This window comes from Rhodococcus sp. JS3073, from assembly GCF_026810085.1.
Taxonomy (GTDB): domain Bacteria; phylum Actinomycetota; class Actinomycetes; order Mycobacteriales; family Mycobacteriaceae; genus Rhodococcus_F; species Rhodococcus_F wratislaviensis.
Window position 1 is genome coordinate 3,814,535 of sequence record NZ_CP113951.1, and the last position, 16,607, is coordinate 3,831,141.

Annotated in this window: 16 protein-coding genes; 8 read left to right on the top strand and 8 right to left on the bottom strand. The window is 67.8% G+C overall.

The genetic code is table 11. The features are described from left to right. Positions 1 to 53 precede the first annotated feature (53 nt). From OYT95_RS17250 to OYT95_RS17265, 4 genes are all read right to left on the bottom strand, one after another. Positions 54 to 1,562, bottom strand: coding sequence for an aldehyde dehydrogenase (locus OYT95_RS17250; protein WP_268792025.1), 1,509 nt, complete (start codon positions 1,560 to 1,562; stop codon positions 54 to 56). Beyond that, a complete protein-coding gene (locus OYT95_RS17255) occupies positions 1,559 to 2,941 on the bottom strand; it encodes an MFS transporter (protein WP_328286549.1) in 1,383 nt (460 codons plus the stop codon). Before OYT95_RS17255 ends, OYT95_RS17250 begins: the two co-directional genes overlap by 4 nt. Before the next feature lie 129 nt (positions 2,942 to 3,070). Continuing rightward, a complete protein-coding gene (locus OYT95_RS17260) occupies positions 3,071 to 3,781 on the bottom strand; it encodes an ABC transporter ATP-binding protein (protein ID WP_268792027.1) in 711 nt (236 codons plus the stop codon). Beyond that, a complete protein-coding gene (locus tag OYT95_RS17265; protein WP_268792028.1) occupies positions 3,778 to 4,818 on the bottom strand; it encodes an ABC transporter permease in 1,041 nt (346 codons plus the stop codon). Before OYT95_RS17265 ends, OYT95_RS17260 begins: the two co-directional genes overlap by 4 nt. A gap of 198 nt (positions 4,819 to 5,016) precedes the next feature. Between OYT95_RS17265 and OYT95_RS17270 the strand changes: the two genes are divergently transcribed. The 8 genes from OYT95_RS17270 to OYT95_RS17305 all read left to right on the top strand — a co-directional run bounded on the left by OYT95_RS17270 (position 5,017) and on the right by OYT95_RS17305 (position 11,600). Beyond that, positions 5,017 to 6,168, top strand: a complete 1,152-nt coding sequence (locus tag OYT95_RS17270; protein WP_174233870.1) for a sensor histidine kinase — start codon at positions 5,017 to 5,019, stop codon at positions 6,166 to 6,168. Further along, positions 6,165 to 6,788 carry a response regulator gene (locus OYT95_RS17275; protein WP_268792029.1) on the top strand — a complete coding sequence of 208 codons (624 nt, stop codon included), beginning with the start codon at positions 6,165 to 6,167 and terminating at the stop codon, positions 6,786 to 6,788. The genes OYT95_RS17270 and OYT95_RS17275 overlap by 4 nt, the downstream gene beginning before the upstream one ends. Positions 6,789 to 6,843: 55 nt before the next feature. Next, on the top strand, positions 6,844 to 8,328 hold the full coding sequence (locus tag OYT95_RS17280; protein WP_012691024.1) for an adenylate/guanylate cyclase domain-containing protein: 1,485 nt from the start codon (positions 6,844 to 6,846) through the stop codon (positions 8,326 to 8,328). Between the two features lie 101 nt (positions 8,329 to 8,429). Continuing rightward, positions 8,430 to 9,599 carry an LLM class flavin-dependent oxidoreductase gene (locus OYT95_RS17285; protein WP_268792030.1) on the top strand — a complete coding sequence of 390 codons (1,170 nt, stop codon included), beginning with the start codon at positions 8,430 to 8,432 and terminating at the stop codon, positions 9,597 to 9,599. Between the two features lie 4 nt (positions 9,600 to 9,603). Beyond that, positions 9,604 to 10,029 carry an SRPBCC family protein gene (locus tag OYT95_RS17290; protein ID WP_268792031.1) on the top strand — a complete coding sequence of 142 codons (426 nt, stop codon included), beginning with the start codon at positions 9,604 to 9,606 and terminating at the stop codon, positions 10,027 to 10,029. A gap of 64 nt (positions 10,030 to 10,093) precedes the next feature. Beyond that, positions 10,094 to 10,624: a flavin reductase family protein gene (locus tag OYT95_RS17295; RefSeq protein ID WP_268792032.1), complete on the top strand. Its 531-nt coding sequence runs from the start codon at positions 10,094 to 10,096 to the stop codon at positions 10,622 to 10,624. Then, complete coding sequence (locus tag OYT95_RS17300; protein ID WP_268792033.1) at positions 10,621 to 11,262, top strand: GTP cyclohydrolase II; 642 nt, start codon at positions 10,621 to 10,623, stop codon at positions 11,260 to 11,262. The genes OYT95_RS17295 and OYT95_RS17300 overlap by 4 nt, the downstream gene beginning before the upstream one ends. After that, complete coding sequence (locus tag OYT95_RS17305) at positions 11,244 to 11,600, top strand: hypothetical protein (RefSeq protein WP_268792034.1); 357 nt, start codon at positions 11,244 to 11,246, stop codon at positions 11,598 to 11,600. Before OYT95_RS17300 ends, OYT95_RS17305 begins: the two co-directional genes overlap by 19 nt. Here OYT95_RS17305 and OYT95_RS17310 read toward each other — a convergent pair. From OYT95_RS17310 to OYT95_RS17325, 4 genes are all read right to left on the bottom strand, one after another. Next, on the bottom strand, positions 11,590 to 12,369 hold the full coding sequence (locus OYT95_RS17310) for a helix-turn-helix transcriptional regulator (protein ID WP_268792035.1): 780 nt from the start codon (positions 12,367 to 12,369) through the stop codon (positions 11,590 to 11,592). The two genes, OYT95_RS17305 and OYT95_RS17310, sit on opposite strands and share 11 nt — an antisense overlap. A gap of 65 nt (positions 12,370 to 12,434) precedes the next feature. Then, on the bottom strand, positions 12,435 to 13,787 hold the full coding sequence (locus OYT95_RS17315; RefSeq protein WP_268792036.1) for an MFS transporter: 1,353 nt from the start codon (positions 13,785 to 13,787) through the stop codon (positions 12,435 to 12,437). 13 nt (positions 13,788 to 13,800) lie between these two features. Continuing rightward, positions 13,801 to 15,375 (bottom strand): acyl-CoA synthetase, encoded by a 1,575-nt coding sequence (locus OYT95_RS17320; RefSeq protein WP_268792037.1) that lies wholly within the window; start codon positions 15,373 to 15,375, stop codon positions 13,801 to 13,803. Beyond that, complete coding sequence (locus tag OYT95_RS17325; protein WP_268792038.1) at positions 15,372 to 16,601, bottom strand: acyl-CoA dehydrogenase family protein; 1,230 nt, start codon at positions 16,599 to 16,601, stop codon at positions 15,372 to 15,374. Before OYT95_RS17325 ends, OYT95_RS17320 begins: the two co-directional genes overlap by 4 nt. Between the last annotated feature and the right edge of the window lie 6 nt (positions 16,602 to 16,607).

The following is a 16,607-nucleotide window of genomic DNA, read 5'->3' on the forward strand; positions in this document are numbered from 1 at the left end:
GGAACTCGTGTGACATTCGGCGACGCAGATTAATCTGCCCACGAGCGGGTCGCTCAATTCGCCCACGGGTTGGGTTCCTCGTCGAGGCCCCAGTAGATGCTCTTCTGCCGCGAGTAGGCAGCGATACCGCTGCGCCCCTTCTCCACCCCGAGTCCACTCTCCTTGACGCCGCCGAACGGCGTCGAGATGCTGAACTGTTTGTAGGTGTTGATCCACACGGTGCCGGCCTGCAGTCGGCGGGCGAGTTTCCAGGCGCGACGGTAATCGCCCGTCCAGATTCCGGACGCCAGACCGAACACCGAATCATTGGCCTGGGCAACCAGATCCGCGTCGCCGTCGAACGGCAGGACCACGAGGACGGGTCCGAATATCTCCTCCTGGCAGGTGCGTGAACCGTTGGGGAGCCCGTCGATGATCGTCGGCAGGTAGTACGCGCCGTCGCGGAGCCGCTCGTCGTCGGGGATCGCCCCGCCGCACAACACTCGTCCGCCCTCTTCGCGAGCGAGGTCGACGTACGCGGCGACGCTGTCGCGGTGCTTGCGGTGGACCATCGGCCCGACCTGAGTGTCGGGGTCGCGGCCGGGACCGAGGCGCAGTTGCTGCGTCTTGACCACCAGCTTCGCGAGGAACTCGTCGTAGATACGGCGGTCGACGAACAGCCGGGACCCTGCGATGCAGCTCTGCCCGGTGGACGAGAAGATCCCGTACATCACGCCGTTCACGGCGGCGTCGAGGTCGGCGTCGTCCAGCACGATCGTCGGCGACTTGCCGCCGAGTTCCAGCGACACGGGCATCAGCTTGTCGGCTGCGGCGTGCGCGATGGACCGTCCGGTGTTGGTGCCGCCGGTGAACGTCACCTTCCCGACGCCGGGGTGGGTGACGATGGCGTCGCCGACCACCGAGCCCTTGCCCGGCAGCACCGACAGCAGACCCTTCGGCAATCCCGATTCGTCGATGAGCCGCGCCAGTTCCAGCGACACCAGCGGCGTCCACTCGGCGGGCTTGAGGACGACGGCGTTGCCTGCCGCCAGGGCGGGGGCGATCTTCTGCGCGTCGCTGGCCACCGGCGAGTTCCACGGTGCGATGGCGCCGACCACGCCGATGGGCTCGAGAACGCTCATCGTGAGGAAGTTGCCGCGCGGGGTGGTGAGGTCGTCGTCCGCGGTTTCGAGGACGGCGGCGAAGTAACGGAACGTGCCCGCCGCGCTGCCGACGAGGGCCGTGGTCTCGGCGACCGTCTTGCCGGTGTTGTAGCTCTGCAGCAGCGCGAGCCGGGACGTGTTCGCCTCGATGGTGTCGGCGATGCGGTGCAGGTACTTGGCCCGCTGGTGCGGGAGCAACGCCCGCCATGCCGGGTCGTCGGCGGCGGCGCGGCCCTTCCGGACCGCCTCGTCGGCGTCGTCGGCGGTGGCCTGGTGGATCACCTGCAGGGTTTCGCCGTTCGACGGGTCCGTGACCGCGAAGGCGGGTCCGTTCGCCTGCCGCCACTGTCCGGCGACGAGGATCCGGTCGGCGACCGGGACGAAGGGCAGTGTCTGTGGTGCGGTGTCGAGGACGGTCACTGGGAGATCTCCTCGAGGGTCTTTTCGCGGGTTTCGACGGCGAAGAAGCCGACGACGAGGGCACCGATCATTGCGACCGCGGCGAACATTCCGAAGACGACGGTGAGGGTGCCGCCCCCGTCGAGGATGGCGCCGACGGCGAGGGGGCCGACGATGATGCCGAGACGTCCGCTCGCCCCGCCGATCGCGCAGCCGATGGCTCGCATCCGGGTCGGGTACAGCTCCGCGGTGTAGACGTAGAGCGCCATGTTGACCGCGAAGACGAACAGCGCGGATCCGGCCGACCAGAACAGGACCTTCGTCGCGGTGTCGGCGCCGGACGCGGCGAGCAGGAAGAGCAGCGACGAGCACAGGACCATCGACGCGGTGATGCAGATGCGGCGACCGAGGTTGTCGATGAGGAACGCGACGAGGATGCAGCCGATCAGGCCGGCGACGCTCGTGACGATGCTGTAGTGCAGTGCGGTGTCGACGCTGACGTCGAACGCCGACCGGTACAGCGTCGGCAGCCAGGACGCGATGCCGTAGTTGACGAAGTAGGCGCAGCCCCAGATGGCCGCGAGCATGAGGGTGCGACGCAGGTAGATGCCCCGGAAGGCCTCCGCGAAGGTTCCGCGGCGCACGTCGACGGCGACGGCGGGCATCGGCTGCGGAGCCGGAAGCGTCTTGCCTGACTTCTCGGTGATCTCGTTCTCGATGCGGGTCATGGCTTTGTGGGCGTCTTCGTAGCGCCCACGCGACGCGAGCCAGCGCGGCGACTCGGGCAGCTTCCACAGCATCGGCAGCAGCAGGACGGGCAGCGCGCCGAGTGCGAACAGGATCTTGTAGCCGTAGTTGGGGACCACCCACGCCGACACGATCGCCGACATCACGAGCCCGATCGGGAAGATCACCTCGTAGAGCAGCACGAATCGTCCGCGCTTGTGGGCTTTGGTGATCTCGCCGATGTAGCTCGCCGCGACCGGGACCTCGGCGCCGAGGCCGATGCCCTGCACGAATCGGAAGACGAGGAAGAGCATCAGGCTGTCGGTGAACGCCATGCCGAGGCTCATCACGGCGTAGAGCGCGAGCGAGAAGATGATGACGTTGAGCCGGCCGACGCGGTCGGCGAACCAGCCGCCGGCGAGCGCGCCGACGAGCATGCCGATGCCGCCGATGGCGATCACCCAGGCGATGTCGCCGGGGGTCAGACCCCACTTGGGGATGAGGACGGGGAGTGAGTAGGCGATCATCAACTGGTCGAAGCCGTCGAAGAACGTGACGGCGCCGACGATGACGCGTGCCTTGATATGCCACCTGCTCATCGGCAGGCGTTCGAGTCGGGCGCTGATCATCTCAGCTGTGGCAGCCATGGCGGGCGATACCGTCGTCATGAGCATCCTCAGGGTCGGGTCGAGGCATTTACTTAAGCCCTCAAAGGCTTACCGCTAAGATGTAATCTCACGCACACGATAAACGTCAACCCTTGACTTTGAAAGAAACATGTTGTTCACACCTGTGCGTACTTATTAACCTTCCGCGGTTAACAAGTGCTCACGGGTGAGGGAGCCGTCGACTACGCGGTGGACTGCATCCATTCTGCACAGATGCGTGCGGTCGTGTGTCACCAGCAGCGTTGCGACCTCGCGATCTCGCACGACACCGAGGAGCAGATCCATGATCGCGGCGCCCCGTTCCTGGTCGAGCGCGCTGGTCGGCTCGTCGACGACCAGCAGCGACGGATCGTTCATCAGCGCCCGGGCCAGGTTGACCCGCTGCCGCTGCCCACCCGACAACTGCCCGGGCCTCTTCCCGGCGTGGTCTGCGAGCCCGACGGCGTCGAGCAGGTCGCGAGCCTTCGCGCGCCCGGACCGCCGCGGCACGAACAACCGCTGCCCGAGATGCGCCATCACCTCCAGTTGTTCGAGGGCCGTCAACGACGACACCAGATTGGACTGCTGGAACACGATGCCGATCCGGTCGCGGCGCAGCGTGGACGCCTCCCGCCGGCTCAGCGCGGTGAGTTCGGTGGCGCCCAGCCGGACGGAGCCCGAGTCGGGCCGGATCAGTGTCGACGCCACCGCGAGGAGCGTCGACTTTCCGGAACCGGACGGACCGGTGATCGCGGCGATCTCACCCCGGCCGAGGGTCAGCGACACCGAGTCGAGGGCGGTGACGCGTCCCGCGCCGTCGGGGTAGGTGAGGGTGACGTCGTCGAGGGTGAGGGCGGGGGTGGTCATCGTGTGCTCCCGAGGGCGGTGAGGGGGTCGGTGGTGAACAGGAAGCGGAGCGCGAACGCGGCGCCGAGGAGGCCCAGCCCGACGAGGGCGGTGGCAGGCAGGAAAGTGGTGGAGACGTCGAGCACGAACGGCACGGCGTCGCCGATCATCGACCCGGCCACCGCCGCCGTCCCGACACCGACACCCACGCCGGCGAGCAGGACGACGAACGCCTGCCCGAGCGCGTCCCGCACGAGCGACCCGGTGGACGCGCCGAGCGCCTTCAACGTCGCGACATCGGGGGTGCGCTGCAGGGTCCAGACCGTGAAGAACGCGCCGATCACCAGCGCGGAGATCGCGAACAGCATCACCGTCATCAACGTCAGCGACCCGTTCTCGGAGGCATAGGAGCCGATGGCGGAGAAGGAGTCGGCCACACTTCGGGAGGTCGTCCCCGCGACGGCGTTCGTGGCGTCGTCCCCGCCGGACACCGCGAGCACCGTCGCCGCACCCCCGCGCGGGTTCGCGTGCTGCCAGTCGGCGAGCGTCATCCACACGGCCGGGCTGTGGCCGTACCAGTCGTCGCCGCGGACCGCGGTCACCGCGAAGGTGACGTCGCCGACGGTGAGACGGTCGCCGGCGCCGACGCCGAGGGATCGCGCCGCGCCGGCCCCGAGGATCACGGTTCCCGGCGCGGACGGTGCACGGTCGCCCACACCGCTGTCCGCGCCGACCAGTGCCACCCCCTTCGCCGCACCTCCTACGGCCGACGCCGAGCCTCGTCCGACGCCGATCGGCTGCACCGAGTCGGCGCTCCGCCGCCAGACGGCCACCTGCTCGGACGTCAGCGCGGACTCGTCGAACGACGGACCGTCGCCGGAGGCGGCGAAGACCACCGACTCGGCGTCGATGCGTTCCACGACGGACACGTTCTGGTGACGCAGTCCGGCCGTGAGACCGCTGAGAAACGTGACGAGCAGCGCAATCAGCACCACGACGACGGATATCAGCGCGAAGCGACCACGCGCGGCACGCAGGTCTCTCGATGCGACGAACACAGGTGGTCCTCTCCAGATCACGACCGACTCCGCAGTCGATGCGGGCCGGGGCGGCGCTCACGGCCTCCGAACTCACCGTGCCCCGGACACGACACGGTTCCATCGCACGTGGGGTGGAATTCTCGGTGGTCGAAGGTCGGGTGCGCGTTCCGACTTTCGATGGATGCCCGGTGTGCTCGCGTCGATAAGCTGGGCGGGGTGCACCGCTCCCCTCTCACGCCCGTGTTCGCGGGACTCCAACTGGGACTGCATGCGCTGATCGCGGCGCTTACTGCAGTCGTGATCTTGCGCGCCGTCCTTCCGGACGCACCACAGGCACCGGCGATCGTGGTGCTGTCGGTGGCGTTTCTCGCGGTGTACGCGGCGGGAGCGACGCGTCGTCTGCGCGGGACGTGGTGGCTCGCAGCGTTGACGGCTCTGTGGGTGGCGCTGATGGTCCTCGCCCCCGACGCCGCCTATCTCGCGTTCGGGCTGTTCTTCCTGTACCTGCATCTGCTGCCGCGACGCTGGGGAGTCCTGGCGGTCGCAGCCGCGACCGTCGTTGCGGTCGTGGGTACCGGCATGCACCGCGGCTGGAGCGTCGCGGGTGTCGTCGGTCCGGTGATCGGTGCGTGCGTCGCGGTGGCGATCGGCCTCGGCTACCGGGCGTTGTACCGGGAGGCTGTCGAGCGCGATCGCCTCATCGACGAATTGACCCGAACCCGAGCCGAACTCGCCGAGCAGGAACGTGCCGCCGGCTCCCTGGCCGAACGTGAGCGGCTCGCACGCGAGATCCACGACACCGTCGCGCAGGATCTGTCGAGCATTCAGATGCTGCTCCACGCCGTCGAACGCGCCGCCCCCGACCACCCCGCCCGGGACCGCATCCGGCTGGCGCGGGAGACGGCCGCCGACAGCCTCGCCGAAACCCGTCAGCTCATCGGCGATCTCACACCCGCCGTCCTCGATGGGCAGTCACTCGTGGACGCGCTCGCGCGGATCTGCACGCAGGCGAGGAGCGACACGTTCGACACCATTGCCGTGGTCGAGGGGGAGCCGGTGCGATTGCCGATGCCCGTCGAGGCGGCGTTGGTGCGGATTGCGCAGGGCGCGGTGTCCAACGTGGTCCGGCACGCACACGCATCCCGGATGGCGATCACCCTCACCTACTACGAGGACGCGGTCCGGTTGGACGTCGTCGACGACGGCGTCGGCTTCGATGTCGAACTCCTCGACCGTGAACCGTCGAAAGCGTTCGGGCTGAATTCGATTCGCCGTCGCGTCGAGCTGCTCGACGGGTCGATGTCGGTGGAGTCTGAACCAGGACTGACCGCGGTCGCGGTGTCGTTCCCGCTCGAGGTCGGCGCATGATCCGACTGCTGCTCGCCGACGACCACGCGATCGTTCGTGCGGGCCTGCGCGCCCTCCTCGAGCACGAGGACGACATCGAGGTGGTCGGCGAGGCAGCCACCGCGGACGCCGCCGTGGCGTTGTGCGCGACGACTCCGGTCGACCTCGTGCTCATGGACCTCCGGTTCGGCCCCGGCACCTCGGGCGTGGACGCCACCCGGAACCTGCGGTCCCTGCCGAACCCACCGCACGTGCTGGTCGTCACCAACTACGACACGGACGCCGACATCCTCGACGCGGTCGCGGCCGGCGCCGCCGGGTATCTCCTGAAGGACACTCCCCCGCCCGAACTCCTCGCCGCCGTCCGCGCGGCATCGGCCGGCGACAGCGTCCTCTCCCCGGCCGTGGCGTCGAAACTGATGACGCGCGTACGCCGACCTGCCACCAGCCTCAGCCCACGGGAGATCCAGGTGCTGACGTTGGTGGCTGCCGGGCGGTCCAATCGGGAGATCGGTAAGGAACTCTTTCTCTCCGAGACCACCGTGAAGTCCCATCTCGTCCACATCTTCGGCAAACTCGGCGTCAAGTCCCGGACGTCCGCAATCGCGCGGGCCCGCGAGCTGGGCACCATCCCCAGGTGAGTGGCAATGTGTGCGGACGCACACATTGCCACTCACATGCGTTTACGCTGGGGAAATGGACCCACCTGCCGTCCGGTACGTGCAGCGGGACGGACATGCGTTGGCCTACCAGGTGGTGGGCGCGGGTGAACGCGACGTGGTGTGGCTGTTCGAGATCAACATGCACCTCGACCTCATGTGGACCGACCCCGAGATCCACTACCTGATGGAACGGGGCAGCACGTTCGCCCGCACGGCATACTTCCAGCAACGAGGGCTGGGACTGTCCGACCCGGTCGAGCACCTGCCCACACTCGAGGAGCAGGCCGACGACATCGTCGCGGTGATGGACGAGATCGGGATGCGGGAAGCGCTGCTGGTGGGTGTGGCCAGCGCGAGCGGTCCCGTCGCACTCGTCGCCGCACGCTCGCCGGAGCGGGTCACCGGCGTCGTCCTGATCCAGCCGTTCGCCGAGCGGCTGGTCGGCGGCAACCACGATCCGGTGGGATGGAGCGCCGCCGAACGCGACAACTTCGTCGACGGGTGGCGAGCAGCCACCCGGAACTGGGGGTCGGGCAGCACGGTACCCCTGTGGGATCCCCAGGAGGACTCGGCGTTCAACCGTCGGCTGATGGCCATGCTGGAACGCAATTCCGCGACACCCGCGGTCGCACAGGCCCACCTCGAGTGGATCTTCCGGCTCGACTACTCGGACATGCTGCCGTCCATCCAGTGCCCGGCGCGCGCGCTTCTGGTCGCGGGAAGTCCGGTGCCGGTGGCCGCCTCGCAGTACGTCGCCGACCGTATCCCCCGCGGCAGCTTCCACCTGTTGCCGCAGTCGCCGCCCGGCGCGTCGCTCGGGGAGGCGTGGAAACCGATCATCGACCACGTCGAGCAGTTGGCCACCGGTGGGCACCCGGCATCCGACGCGGGCCGGTACCTGGCCTCCGTTCTCTTCACGGACGTCGTCGGATCCACCGAAGTACTCGCACGGATCGGCGACAGCGCCTACCGCGACCTGCGGGCCGCGCACGAGTGGCAGGTCCGCGACGAGATCGAGAAGGCCGGCGGCCGGCTCCTCAACGTGGCCGGCGACGGCACCTTCAGCATCTTCGACGGTCCCGCGTCCGCGGTCCGGTGCGCGCGGGCGGTCGTCGACGGCGCCGGCGAACTCGGGCTGGAGGTGCGGGCCGGCGTCCACACGGGGCAGGTGGAGCGCAACGGTCCCGACGTGAGCGGCATGACCGTCCACATCGGCGCGCGCATCGCCGCGACGGCCCGCGCCCGGGAAGTGCTGGTGTCGCGGACCGTCCGGGATCTCGTGGTGGGTTCGGGACTGCGGTTCGCCGACGCCGGGGAACATGCCCTCAAGGGCGTGCCCGACCGCTGGCCCCTCTACTCCCTCACCGACGCAGACCACGCGCCCCGGACCGTTCCGCGACTCGCGCCGAAGCTGAGCATGATCGACCAGGCCATCCTGCGCACCGCGAAGCGGGCACCGCAGGCACTGCGCGCGCTCGTCGGCGCCGCCAACGCGAGGCAGCGCCGACTGTCCCGCTGATCGCCCGCGCGGTGAGAAGTGTCTTCTTTTGAGGACTACACCCGCTGTGCGCACGGCCATACCGTTTCACTCACTGTTGCCCCCGTCACACAGGAGTGATCATGAGCAAGTTGAAGTTCGGAACGTTTCTGGCACCGATCCACACCCCGGGACAGAATCCGACGTTGCTGCTGCAGCGCGACCTGGAGCTGGTTCAGTTGCTCGAGCGGCTGGGCTACGACGAGGCCTGGTTCGGGGAACACCATTCGGCGGGCTCCGAAATCTATGCGTCCCCCGAGATCATGATCGCCGCGGCCGGCGAACGGACCAGTCGAATCAAGCTGGGCACGGGCGTGACGTCGGTGTCGTACCACAATCCGCTGTGGGCGGCGGAGCGCATGGTGATGCTCGACCATCTGACCCACGGTCGGGCCATGTTCGGCCTCGGTCCCGGATCTCTGCCGACCGATGCGGCGATGCTCGGCCTGTCGCAGATCGACACGCGAGAACTGCTTGCGGAGAACTCCGACATCATCATGCGTCTGCTTCGAGGCGAGACGGTCAGCGCACAGACGCGGACCCATACGCTCATCGATGCTCGAATTCAAATGGCTCCGTATTCATCTCCGTTGTTCGACGTGGTAGTCGCCGCGATCGCTTCGCCGACGGGAGCGCGCCTGGCCGGCCACCACGGAATCGGTCTGCTCTCGATCGCTGCAACGCTGACTGCGGACGGATTCAGCGCTCTGCAACACCATTGGGGAATGCTTGAGGAATTCGCAACGCTGGCGGGCCGAAGCGAGGACGTCGATCGCTCGAAGTGGCGGCTGGTGGGCCCCTTCCACCTTGCCGAGACCCGGGAACAGGCCTATCGCGACGTCGAGCACGGCATCGAGCACTGGTTCAAGTACTTGCAGCACGTTGCCGCGTTCCCGCAGATGGCGGTCGAGGGCGAGAACAAGCGCGAGATGATCGACTTCATCAACAACTCCGGGATCGGCGTCATCGGCACCGCCGAAGATGCCCGCGCGCAGGTTCAGCGTCTGCTCGATCAGTCCGGCGGCTTCGGCACTCTCCTTCTGCAGGGGCATGATTGGGCCAACCCACAGGCCACGGCCCGCTCGTACGAGCTGTTCGCCCAGGACGTCATGCCGTTCTTCCAGGGCCAGGCGCAGCCGCTCCTCGACGCGGACGAGCGGGCTCGCCGCGTGCGGGAGGGACAGGCGGACGAGCATAGAAAGGCCGTCGAACACATGACGAAGAAGTACGAGGCCGAGTTGGGCCGGGTGTAGGACGATGGCTGAAATCAAGGTTCAGCAGCATTTTTCCGTCGGCGCCGAGACAGTGTGGGCGCAGGTCGGCGACCCGGGCGCCATCGCCGACTGGATTCCGTCGGTTGCGACGGCGCGGATGGAGCAGGAGATCCGCCATCTCGTCTTCGCCGACGGTCAGCCCGCCCGTGAACGGATCGCCGAGCACAGCGACCGCGACCGCCGATACACCTACGAGTACATCGACGGCCCGCTGCCGTTGAAGCAGTACCGGTCCACCATCTCTGTGCTCGACGCGACGTCCGAGGCGTGCACGGTCGACTGGACCGCGACGTTCTCCGCTGAAGCGGAGGAGGTCGAATCGGAGTTGGCGGCGGCGATCGAAGAGATCTATCGCGCTGCGCTCGAAGAGTTGTCGACCATCGTCTCGAATCCCTCCGTCCGCGGATAGACCTCGTTCGGAGTCCGCTTCTGTTCGGCGGACTCCGAACGAACACCACCCGAAGAAGGTACCGATGCGAACCACCACCGAACCGCACATCACCGCCAGCACCCCCGAAGAGATCGCGGACGCCTACCGCACCGTCCTCGGAAAGTTCTGCACCGGCGTCGTCGCCGTCACCGCACTCGACGACACCGGAAACCCCGTCGGACTGACCGTCGGCTCCTTCAGCTCCGTCTCCCTCGACCCCGCCCTCGTCGCCTTCTTCGTCGCCCACACCTCCACCACCTTCCCCAAGGTCGCCGCCTCCGGCCGGTTCTGCGCCAACATCCTCTCCGCCGACCAACACGAACTCGGCCGCACCTTCGCCCGCAGCGGCAGCGACAAGTTCCACGGAATCGACTGGACCCCCGCCACCACCGGATCACCCCGCCTCACCGGCGCCCACGCCTGGATCGACTGCCACATCGACCTCGTCCAACCCGTCGGCGACCACGACCTCGTCGTCGGCCGCGTCGTCGAACTCGGCGCCACCGACACCCCCGACCCGCTGCTGTTCTACACCTCCACGTTCCATCAGCTCACCCCCGCGAGCCCCGCATGAACACGGTGGAGCCGGTCCCGTCCGTCGTCCGCTGCGCCGACGCCGTCATCCCCACCGACTACGGCGCCTTCACGGCCGTCGCCTACCGCTCCGCCAGCGGAGTCGAGCACCTCGCCATGGCGTTCGGCGACCCGGCCGGCACCACCGCCCTCACCCGCGTCCACAGCGAATGCCTCACCGGCGACGTCCTCGGCTCACGGCGCTGCGACTGCGGCCCACAACGGTCCGCCGCACTGGAACGCATCGCCGACGCCGGCTGCGGCGTCCTGCTGTACCTTCGCGGGCACGAAGGCCGCGGCATCGGACTTGCCGCGAAAATCGCCGCCTACCAACTGCAGGACCAACTGGGTCTCGACACCGTCGACGCCAACCTGCAACTCGGGCTGCCCGTCGACGCCCGCGACTACACCGACGCCACAGCAATCCTCCGCGACCTCCACATCGACCGCATCAACCTGCTCAGCAACAACCCTGCCAAGACCGCCGGCCTCGCTGCGGCCGGTATCACCGTCGCCCACACCACGCCTCTCGAGACCGCACCGAACGACGACAACTCCCGCTACCTTTCGACCAAGCGGGATCGGCTGGGCCACAACCTTACCCACGCACAGGAGAAGTCATGGAACGTTCCCGCCTGAGTCACGTGTTCGAGAAGATGTCCGTTATGCACTCGACCCCGCACTGGGCGGGGGCCTTCGACGACCTCGCTGAGGTTCTCGGACCCGCCGGGTTCAGCGACGGTCGCGCGTGGGCGAAGTTTCCGACCGACACGACGACTCTGTGCCTGTCCGACGAGACTGACGTGCCGTCTTGGTGTCTGCTGGGGAGGACACACGACGTCGATGCGGCCGCGGCACTCGCGCGAGAGGCGGGGTGGACTGCGGGTGAGCCGACCGTAGGCGACCACGAGTGCCGTGTGGTCCTTCGTTCGCCCCACGGACTGACCGTCATCGCATATTCGCCGCTCACGCAGTAGGACGCCGATCTCGCCGAAGCACACACGCGGTCAACGAGGCACGGTTCCGGAGACCGGTGGCCTCGAAGATTCGGCTCACGTATTTCTTGATGGTGAACTCGGACAGCGAGAGCACCTCGGCGATTTCGCTGTTGCTCAAACCGTCGCTCACCAACTCGGCCACCTGCATCTGGCGCGAAGTGAGGCTGCTCAGCGGGTCGGGGGTGTCGGAATCTCCGGCCCCTGCCAACCGCATCGACCTGCTCTGGGCGCGGAGCTGGCGGGCGAGAACCCGTACCGCCAGCGTCTCGCTCGCATCCCAGCTCCGTTCACGATCGAACATGCCCACCAACGCTTCACCGTCGGCGAGCCGGAGGTGCAGCGCCGACGCCGTTCCCATTCCGTGGGGGTGTAGGTAGTCCTCGACGTAGGAGCGCTGCGGCGCGGGCAGCGTGTGCAGGTGGTCCAGGGAAATGAACCCGGTATCGGTAAGCGAGCGGCGTGCCTCGGGGAGCGCGAAGATGTCCTTGTCCCGCCATCGGGTGTGATACTCGTTCAGCAGCGGAGAGGCGGCGCCCGTCAGCAGCGGCTGCGGGTCGGCGAAGATGTCGGCGTACGTCGGCCCGAAGAAGAACGTGACGTCGCGGACGCGGAACACCGTCGCGATGGATTCCACGACGGTCCGCTTGTAGTCGTCGGCGTCGTCGATCTCGCTGCACAATTCGAGAACCTCGAGGATCCCGTGCAGCTGCGATCGCGACAGCACGTCCTTCCAGGACTCGGTACTCATGTTCGCCCTCCGATCCCAGGTGAGTGGCAAAGCGTGCGCCAGCACACTTTGCCACTCACGTCACCTCAGGCCGCCACGGTGGACCGGCGGGCAGGTGTCTGCTGGACGTCCGGTGACGAGTACTTCCGGACGATCGCGACGAGGCAGAGCAGACCGATCGCTCCGGCGCCGGCGAGGAAGGCGCCGACCCGCCAGGCGTTGGACGCGTCGCCGTTGATGAGGAGCACCATGACCATCGGCGAGAAGCCACCGATGATGGCGGAAATCTGGTAGCCGAGGGAGGCACCGGAGAATCGGATCTCGGGCGGGAACAGTTCGGCGAACAGCGTCCCCTGAGTTCCGGTCTGGAACGACATGACGATCACGGCGCCGAAGACGGCGAGCGCGAACGGCCACAGGGCGCCCTGGCTCGAGTGTCCGATCATGAGCCACATGGGAATTCCCCACAGCAGCATCCCGGCGGTGCCGATTCCGAAGATCAGTTTCCGGCCGTAGAGGTCGGAGAGGTATCCGGCCAGCGGGACGAGCGGGATCATCAGGACGCAGGCGGCGAGGATGAAGCCGAGCACGGTGGAGCGTTCGATCCCGAGATATGTGGTGGCGAACTGCACGGACCCCGTGATCATCGTGTAGAAGAAGATGACGCCGATGGCGTTCGCGCCGGCCGCGGTGAGCACGGTGCCGGGATTCTTGCGCAGCACCTGCAGGATCGGCGACTTCCGCGCCACGGGCGCCTCGGCGAGCTTCTTCGACAGTTCCTGGAACTCGGGTGTCTCCTCCAGGTAGCGGTGGATGACGAAGGCGACGGGGAGCATCACGAGGCTGATCCAGAACGGGATCCGCCACGCCCAGGCGAGGAACGATTCGGAGTCGAATACCGCTGTGATGACGAGGAAGACGACGTTTCCGAGCACGACACCGATGGGTACGCCGAGCTGCGCGAAGCTGCCGTAGAACCCGCGGCGTCCGGCGGGCGCGTTCTCGGTGGCGAGGAGGACGGCCCCGCCCCACTGCGCTCCGACGGCGAGGCCCTGGCAGATCCGCAGGGTCACGAGGATCGTGGGTGCCAGCCAGACCAGCTGGGTGTTGGGCACGAGGCCGATCAGTGCGGTCGCGACTGCCATCATGACGATGGCCGCGACGAGAACCGGTTTGCGCCCCACCTTGTCGCCGAAGTGGCCGGCGAGAACGCCGCCGACGGGCCGGGCGATGAAACCGACCGCCACGGTGGCGAACGAGTTGAGGGCGGCGACGACCTGGCTGTCGGTCGCGAAGAACGTGGTGTTGAAGACGAGTGCGGCGGCGGTCGCGTAGATGAAGAAGTCGTACCACTCGAGTGAGGTCGAGATGGCCGCCGCGAACGAGGCGCGCGCGGCCCGGGGCTTGCCCGCGCGGCGTGTGTCGGAATCGGTGGGCATGGTGGTCTCCTGCTCAGGCCTGGGCAATGGAACCGAATGTGTCTCGGAGAACGCGTTTGAGGATCTTGCCGCTCGGGTTCTTCGGTAGCGAGTCGGCGACGATCACATACTTGGGCACCTTGTAGCCGGCGAGTCGTCCGCGGCAGTGCTCCACCACGTCCTTCTCGTCGAGTTCGACGCCGGCGGAAGGAACCACCACTGCGGCAACCGCCTCGATCCACCGTGGGTGCGGCACCGCGAACACGGCGGCCTCACCGACACCGTCGAGTTCGTAGAGCGATTCCTCGACCTCCCGGGTCGCGACGTTCTCCCCGCCGGTCTTGATCATGTCCTTCTTGCGGTCGACCACCCACAGGTACCCGTCGTCGTCGAGGTAGCCGAGGTCGCCGGAGTGGAACCACCCGCCCGCGAACGCTTCCGCGGTCTTCTCGGGTTGGCCGAGATAGCCGACGGTGGCGTGCGGGCTGCGGTGCACGATCTCGCCGACCTCGCCCGCCGGAACCGGCAGGTCCCGGTCGTCGACGATGCGTGTCTCCACGTTGAGGGCGGGTTTGCCTGCCGAACCACCGCGCGTCTCTTGGTCTTCCGGCCCGAGAGCCGTCGCGAGTGACGCCATTTCCGTCTGCCCGTAGAAGTTCCACAGCCGGATGCCGGGCAGCCGGCGGTTCATTTCGCGCAGGATCTCCACCGGTAGCGGCGACGCCCCGTAGTAGCCCTTACGCAGCGATCGCAGGTCGGTGCCCTCGAACTCCGGCGTGTGCAGCAGCGAGATCCACACCGTCGGTGGGCAGAACAGATTGGTCACCTGCTCCGCCTCGATGGTGCGGAGCAGGACCTGTGGGTCGGGTCCGTCGACGATGATGCTCGTCGCGCCGAGATAGATGTCGGTGCTGAGGAAGTTGTCGAGCTGAGCGCAGTGGTACAGCGGCAGCGCGTGCACCTCCACGTCGTCGCTGCTCATGCCGCCGGTGACGATGCAGCTGATGTACTGCCACATCAGCGACCGGCTGGTGAGCATCGCGCCCTTGGGTCGTGATTCCGTGCCCGACGTGTACATGATGCGGACCACGTCGTCGTCCGCCACGAACACCTCGGGCGGCGAACCGAATTCGCCGTCCACCCAGTCCGTCACCGAATGCCAGCCGTCCGGTGTTGCCGTGTCGCCGAGCGGGATCGTCGCCCGCAACCGGACGCTTCCCTTCGATTCCGCGAGTGCTTTCTCGGCAACAGGCACCAGGGCGTCCTCGACGACGAACGCGTCGGCTGCGCAGTCGTCGAGGATGTATCCGATCTCCCCGCCGGTCAGCATGAAGTTGATCGGCACCAGGACCACTCCGAGCCGGGCGGTCGCGAAGTTCAGCACCGGGTACTGCCAGCAGTTGTGCGACAACAGTGCGAGCCGATCGCCCCGCGTCAGCCCCTCGGCGTGGAGGGCCGCGGCGACCCTGTCGATCAGGGTGTCGAATTCGGCGAACGTGAGCCGGACGTCGCGATGCACGACGGCGAGCTTGTCCGGGAAACGCGCCGCGGACCGCCGCGGAATGTCGCCGATACTCTGCTGCCGTGCGCGCGTCCTGTCCTCGTTCACCCGCGGACTTCTTTCAGCACCGGGGTGGCGGCGAACTCGGCTCGGGCGAGGGAGCGGCGGTGCACCTGGTCGGGGCCGTCGGCGATCTGCAGGAACCGGGCCTGCGCGTACAGCACCGGCAGGATCGTGTCCTGCGACAGGCCGGCGCCGCCGAAGATCTGCATCGCGTCGTCGACGATCTGCTTGACCGTCAGCGGGACCATCACCTTGGCGGCCGCGATGTCGTGACGGGCCGCCTTCGTGCCCTCGACGTCCATCCGCCAGGCGGCCCTCAGCACCAGCAGCCGGGCGGCGTCGAGGTGGATCCGCGCGTCCGCGACGGTCGCCTGCACGACACCCTCGTCGGCGAGGGGCCTGCCGAACGCCACCCGGGTGCGGGCGCGTTCGGTCATCAGCGCAATCGCCCGCTCGGCCATGCCGATCAGCCGCATGCAGTGGTGGATGCGCCCCGGTCCGAGGCGCGCCTGCGCGACCGCGAAACCCTTGCCGCGCGGTCCGAGGAGGTTCGCCTGGGGGACGCGGACCTTGTCGAAGACGATCTCGCCGTGCCCGCCCTCATGGCGGTCGGTGAAGCCGAGCACCGTGGTGGACCGGACGATGGTCAGACCGGGCGTGTCCATGGGAACGAGGACGATGCTGTGCCGGCTGCCGACCGGGGCGTCGGGGTCGGTGACACCCATGACCATCGCCACCCGGCAGTCGTCGCGCAGCGCCGCGGTGGACCACCACTTGCGGCCGGTCAGCACCCAGTCGTCGCCGTCCTCGGCGATCTCGAGCCGGACGTTGTTGGCGTCCGAACTCGCGACGTCGGGTTCGGTCATCGAGAAGCACGACCGGAATTCGCCCGCGAGCAGGGGTTCGAGCCATTCCCGCTGCTGCTCGTCGGTGCCGTACAGGTGCAGCAGTTCCATGTTGCCGGTGTCCGGTGGGTTGCAGTTGAACGTCTCGGGCCCGATCAGGGGGCTCCAGCCGGTGAGCTCCGCGAGGGGCGCGTACTCGAGGTTCGTCAGGCCTGCACCTTCTCGCGCGGGCAGGAACAGATTCCAGAGGCCTTCGCGCTTCGCGGCTGCCTTCAGGTCGGCCACGATCGGCGGCGCACCCCAGTGGTCCGGTTTGGAAGCCAGTTGTTCTTCGGCGATCGCCTCGGCGGGCAGCACCCGCTCCTGCATGAACTTCGTCAGCTTCGTCTGCAGTTCCAGCACTTTCGGGCTGTAGTCGAAATCCACTTCCGT

Bases quoted from the DNA above. Each gene is read 5' to 3' on its own strand.
- OYT95_RS17255 (WP_328286549.1), bottom strand. From the start codon at position 2,941: ATGCTCATGACGACGGTATCGCCCGCCATGGCTGCCACAGCTGAGATG.
- OYT95_RS17280 (WP_012691024.1), top strand. From the start codon at position 6,844: ATGGACCCACCTGCCGTCCGGTACGTGCAGCGGGACGGACATGCGTTG.
- OYT95_RS17285 (WP_268792030.1), top strand. From the start codon at position 8,430: ATGAGCAAGTTGAAGTTCGGAACGTTTCTGGCACCGATCCACACCCCG.
- OYT95_RS17295 (WP_268792032.1), top strand. From the start codon at position 10,094: ATGCGAACCACCACCGAACCGCACATCACCGCCAGCACCCCCGAAGAG.
- OYT95_RS17275 (WP_268792029.1), top strand. From the start codon at position 6,165: ATGATCCGACTGCTGCTCGCCGACGACCACGCGATCGTTCGTGCGGGC.
- OYT95_RS17315 (WP_268792036.1), bottom strand. From the start codon at position 13,787: ATGCCCACCGATTCCGACACACGCCGCGCGGGCAAGCCCCGGGCCGCG.
- OYT95_RS17260 (WP_268792027.1), bottom strand. From the start codon at position 3,781: ATGACCACCCCCGCCCTCACCCTCGACGACGTCACCCTCACCTACCCC.
- OYT95_RS17290 (WP_268792031.1), top strand. From the start codon at position 9,604: ATGGCTGAAATCAAGGTTCAGCAGCATTTTTCCGTCGGCGCCGAGACA.
- OYT95_RS17305 (WP_268792034.1), top strand. From the start codon at position 11,244: ATGGAACGTTCCCGCCTGAGTCACGTGTTCGAGAAGATGTCCGTTATG.
- OYT95_RS17300 (WP_268792033.1), top strand. From the start codon at position 10,621: ATGAACACGGTGGAGCCGGTCCCGTCCGTCGTCCGCTGCGCCGACGCC.
- OYT95_RS17310 (WP_268792035.1), bottom strand. From the start codon at position 12,369: ATGAGTACCGAGTCCTGGAAGGACGTGCTGTCGCGATCGCAGCTGCAC.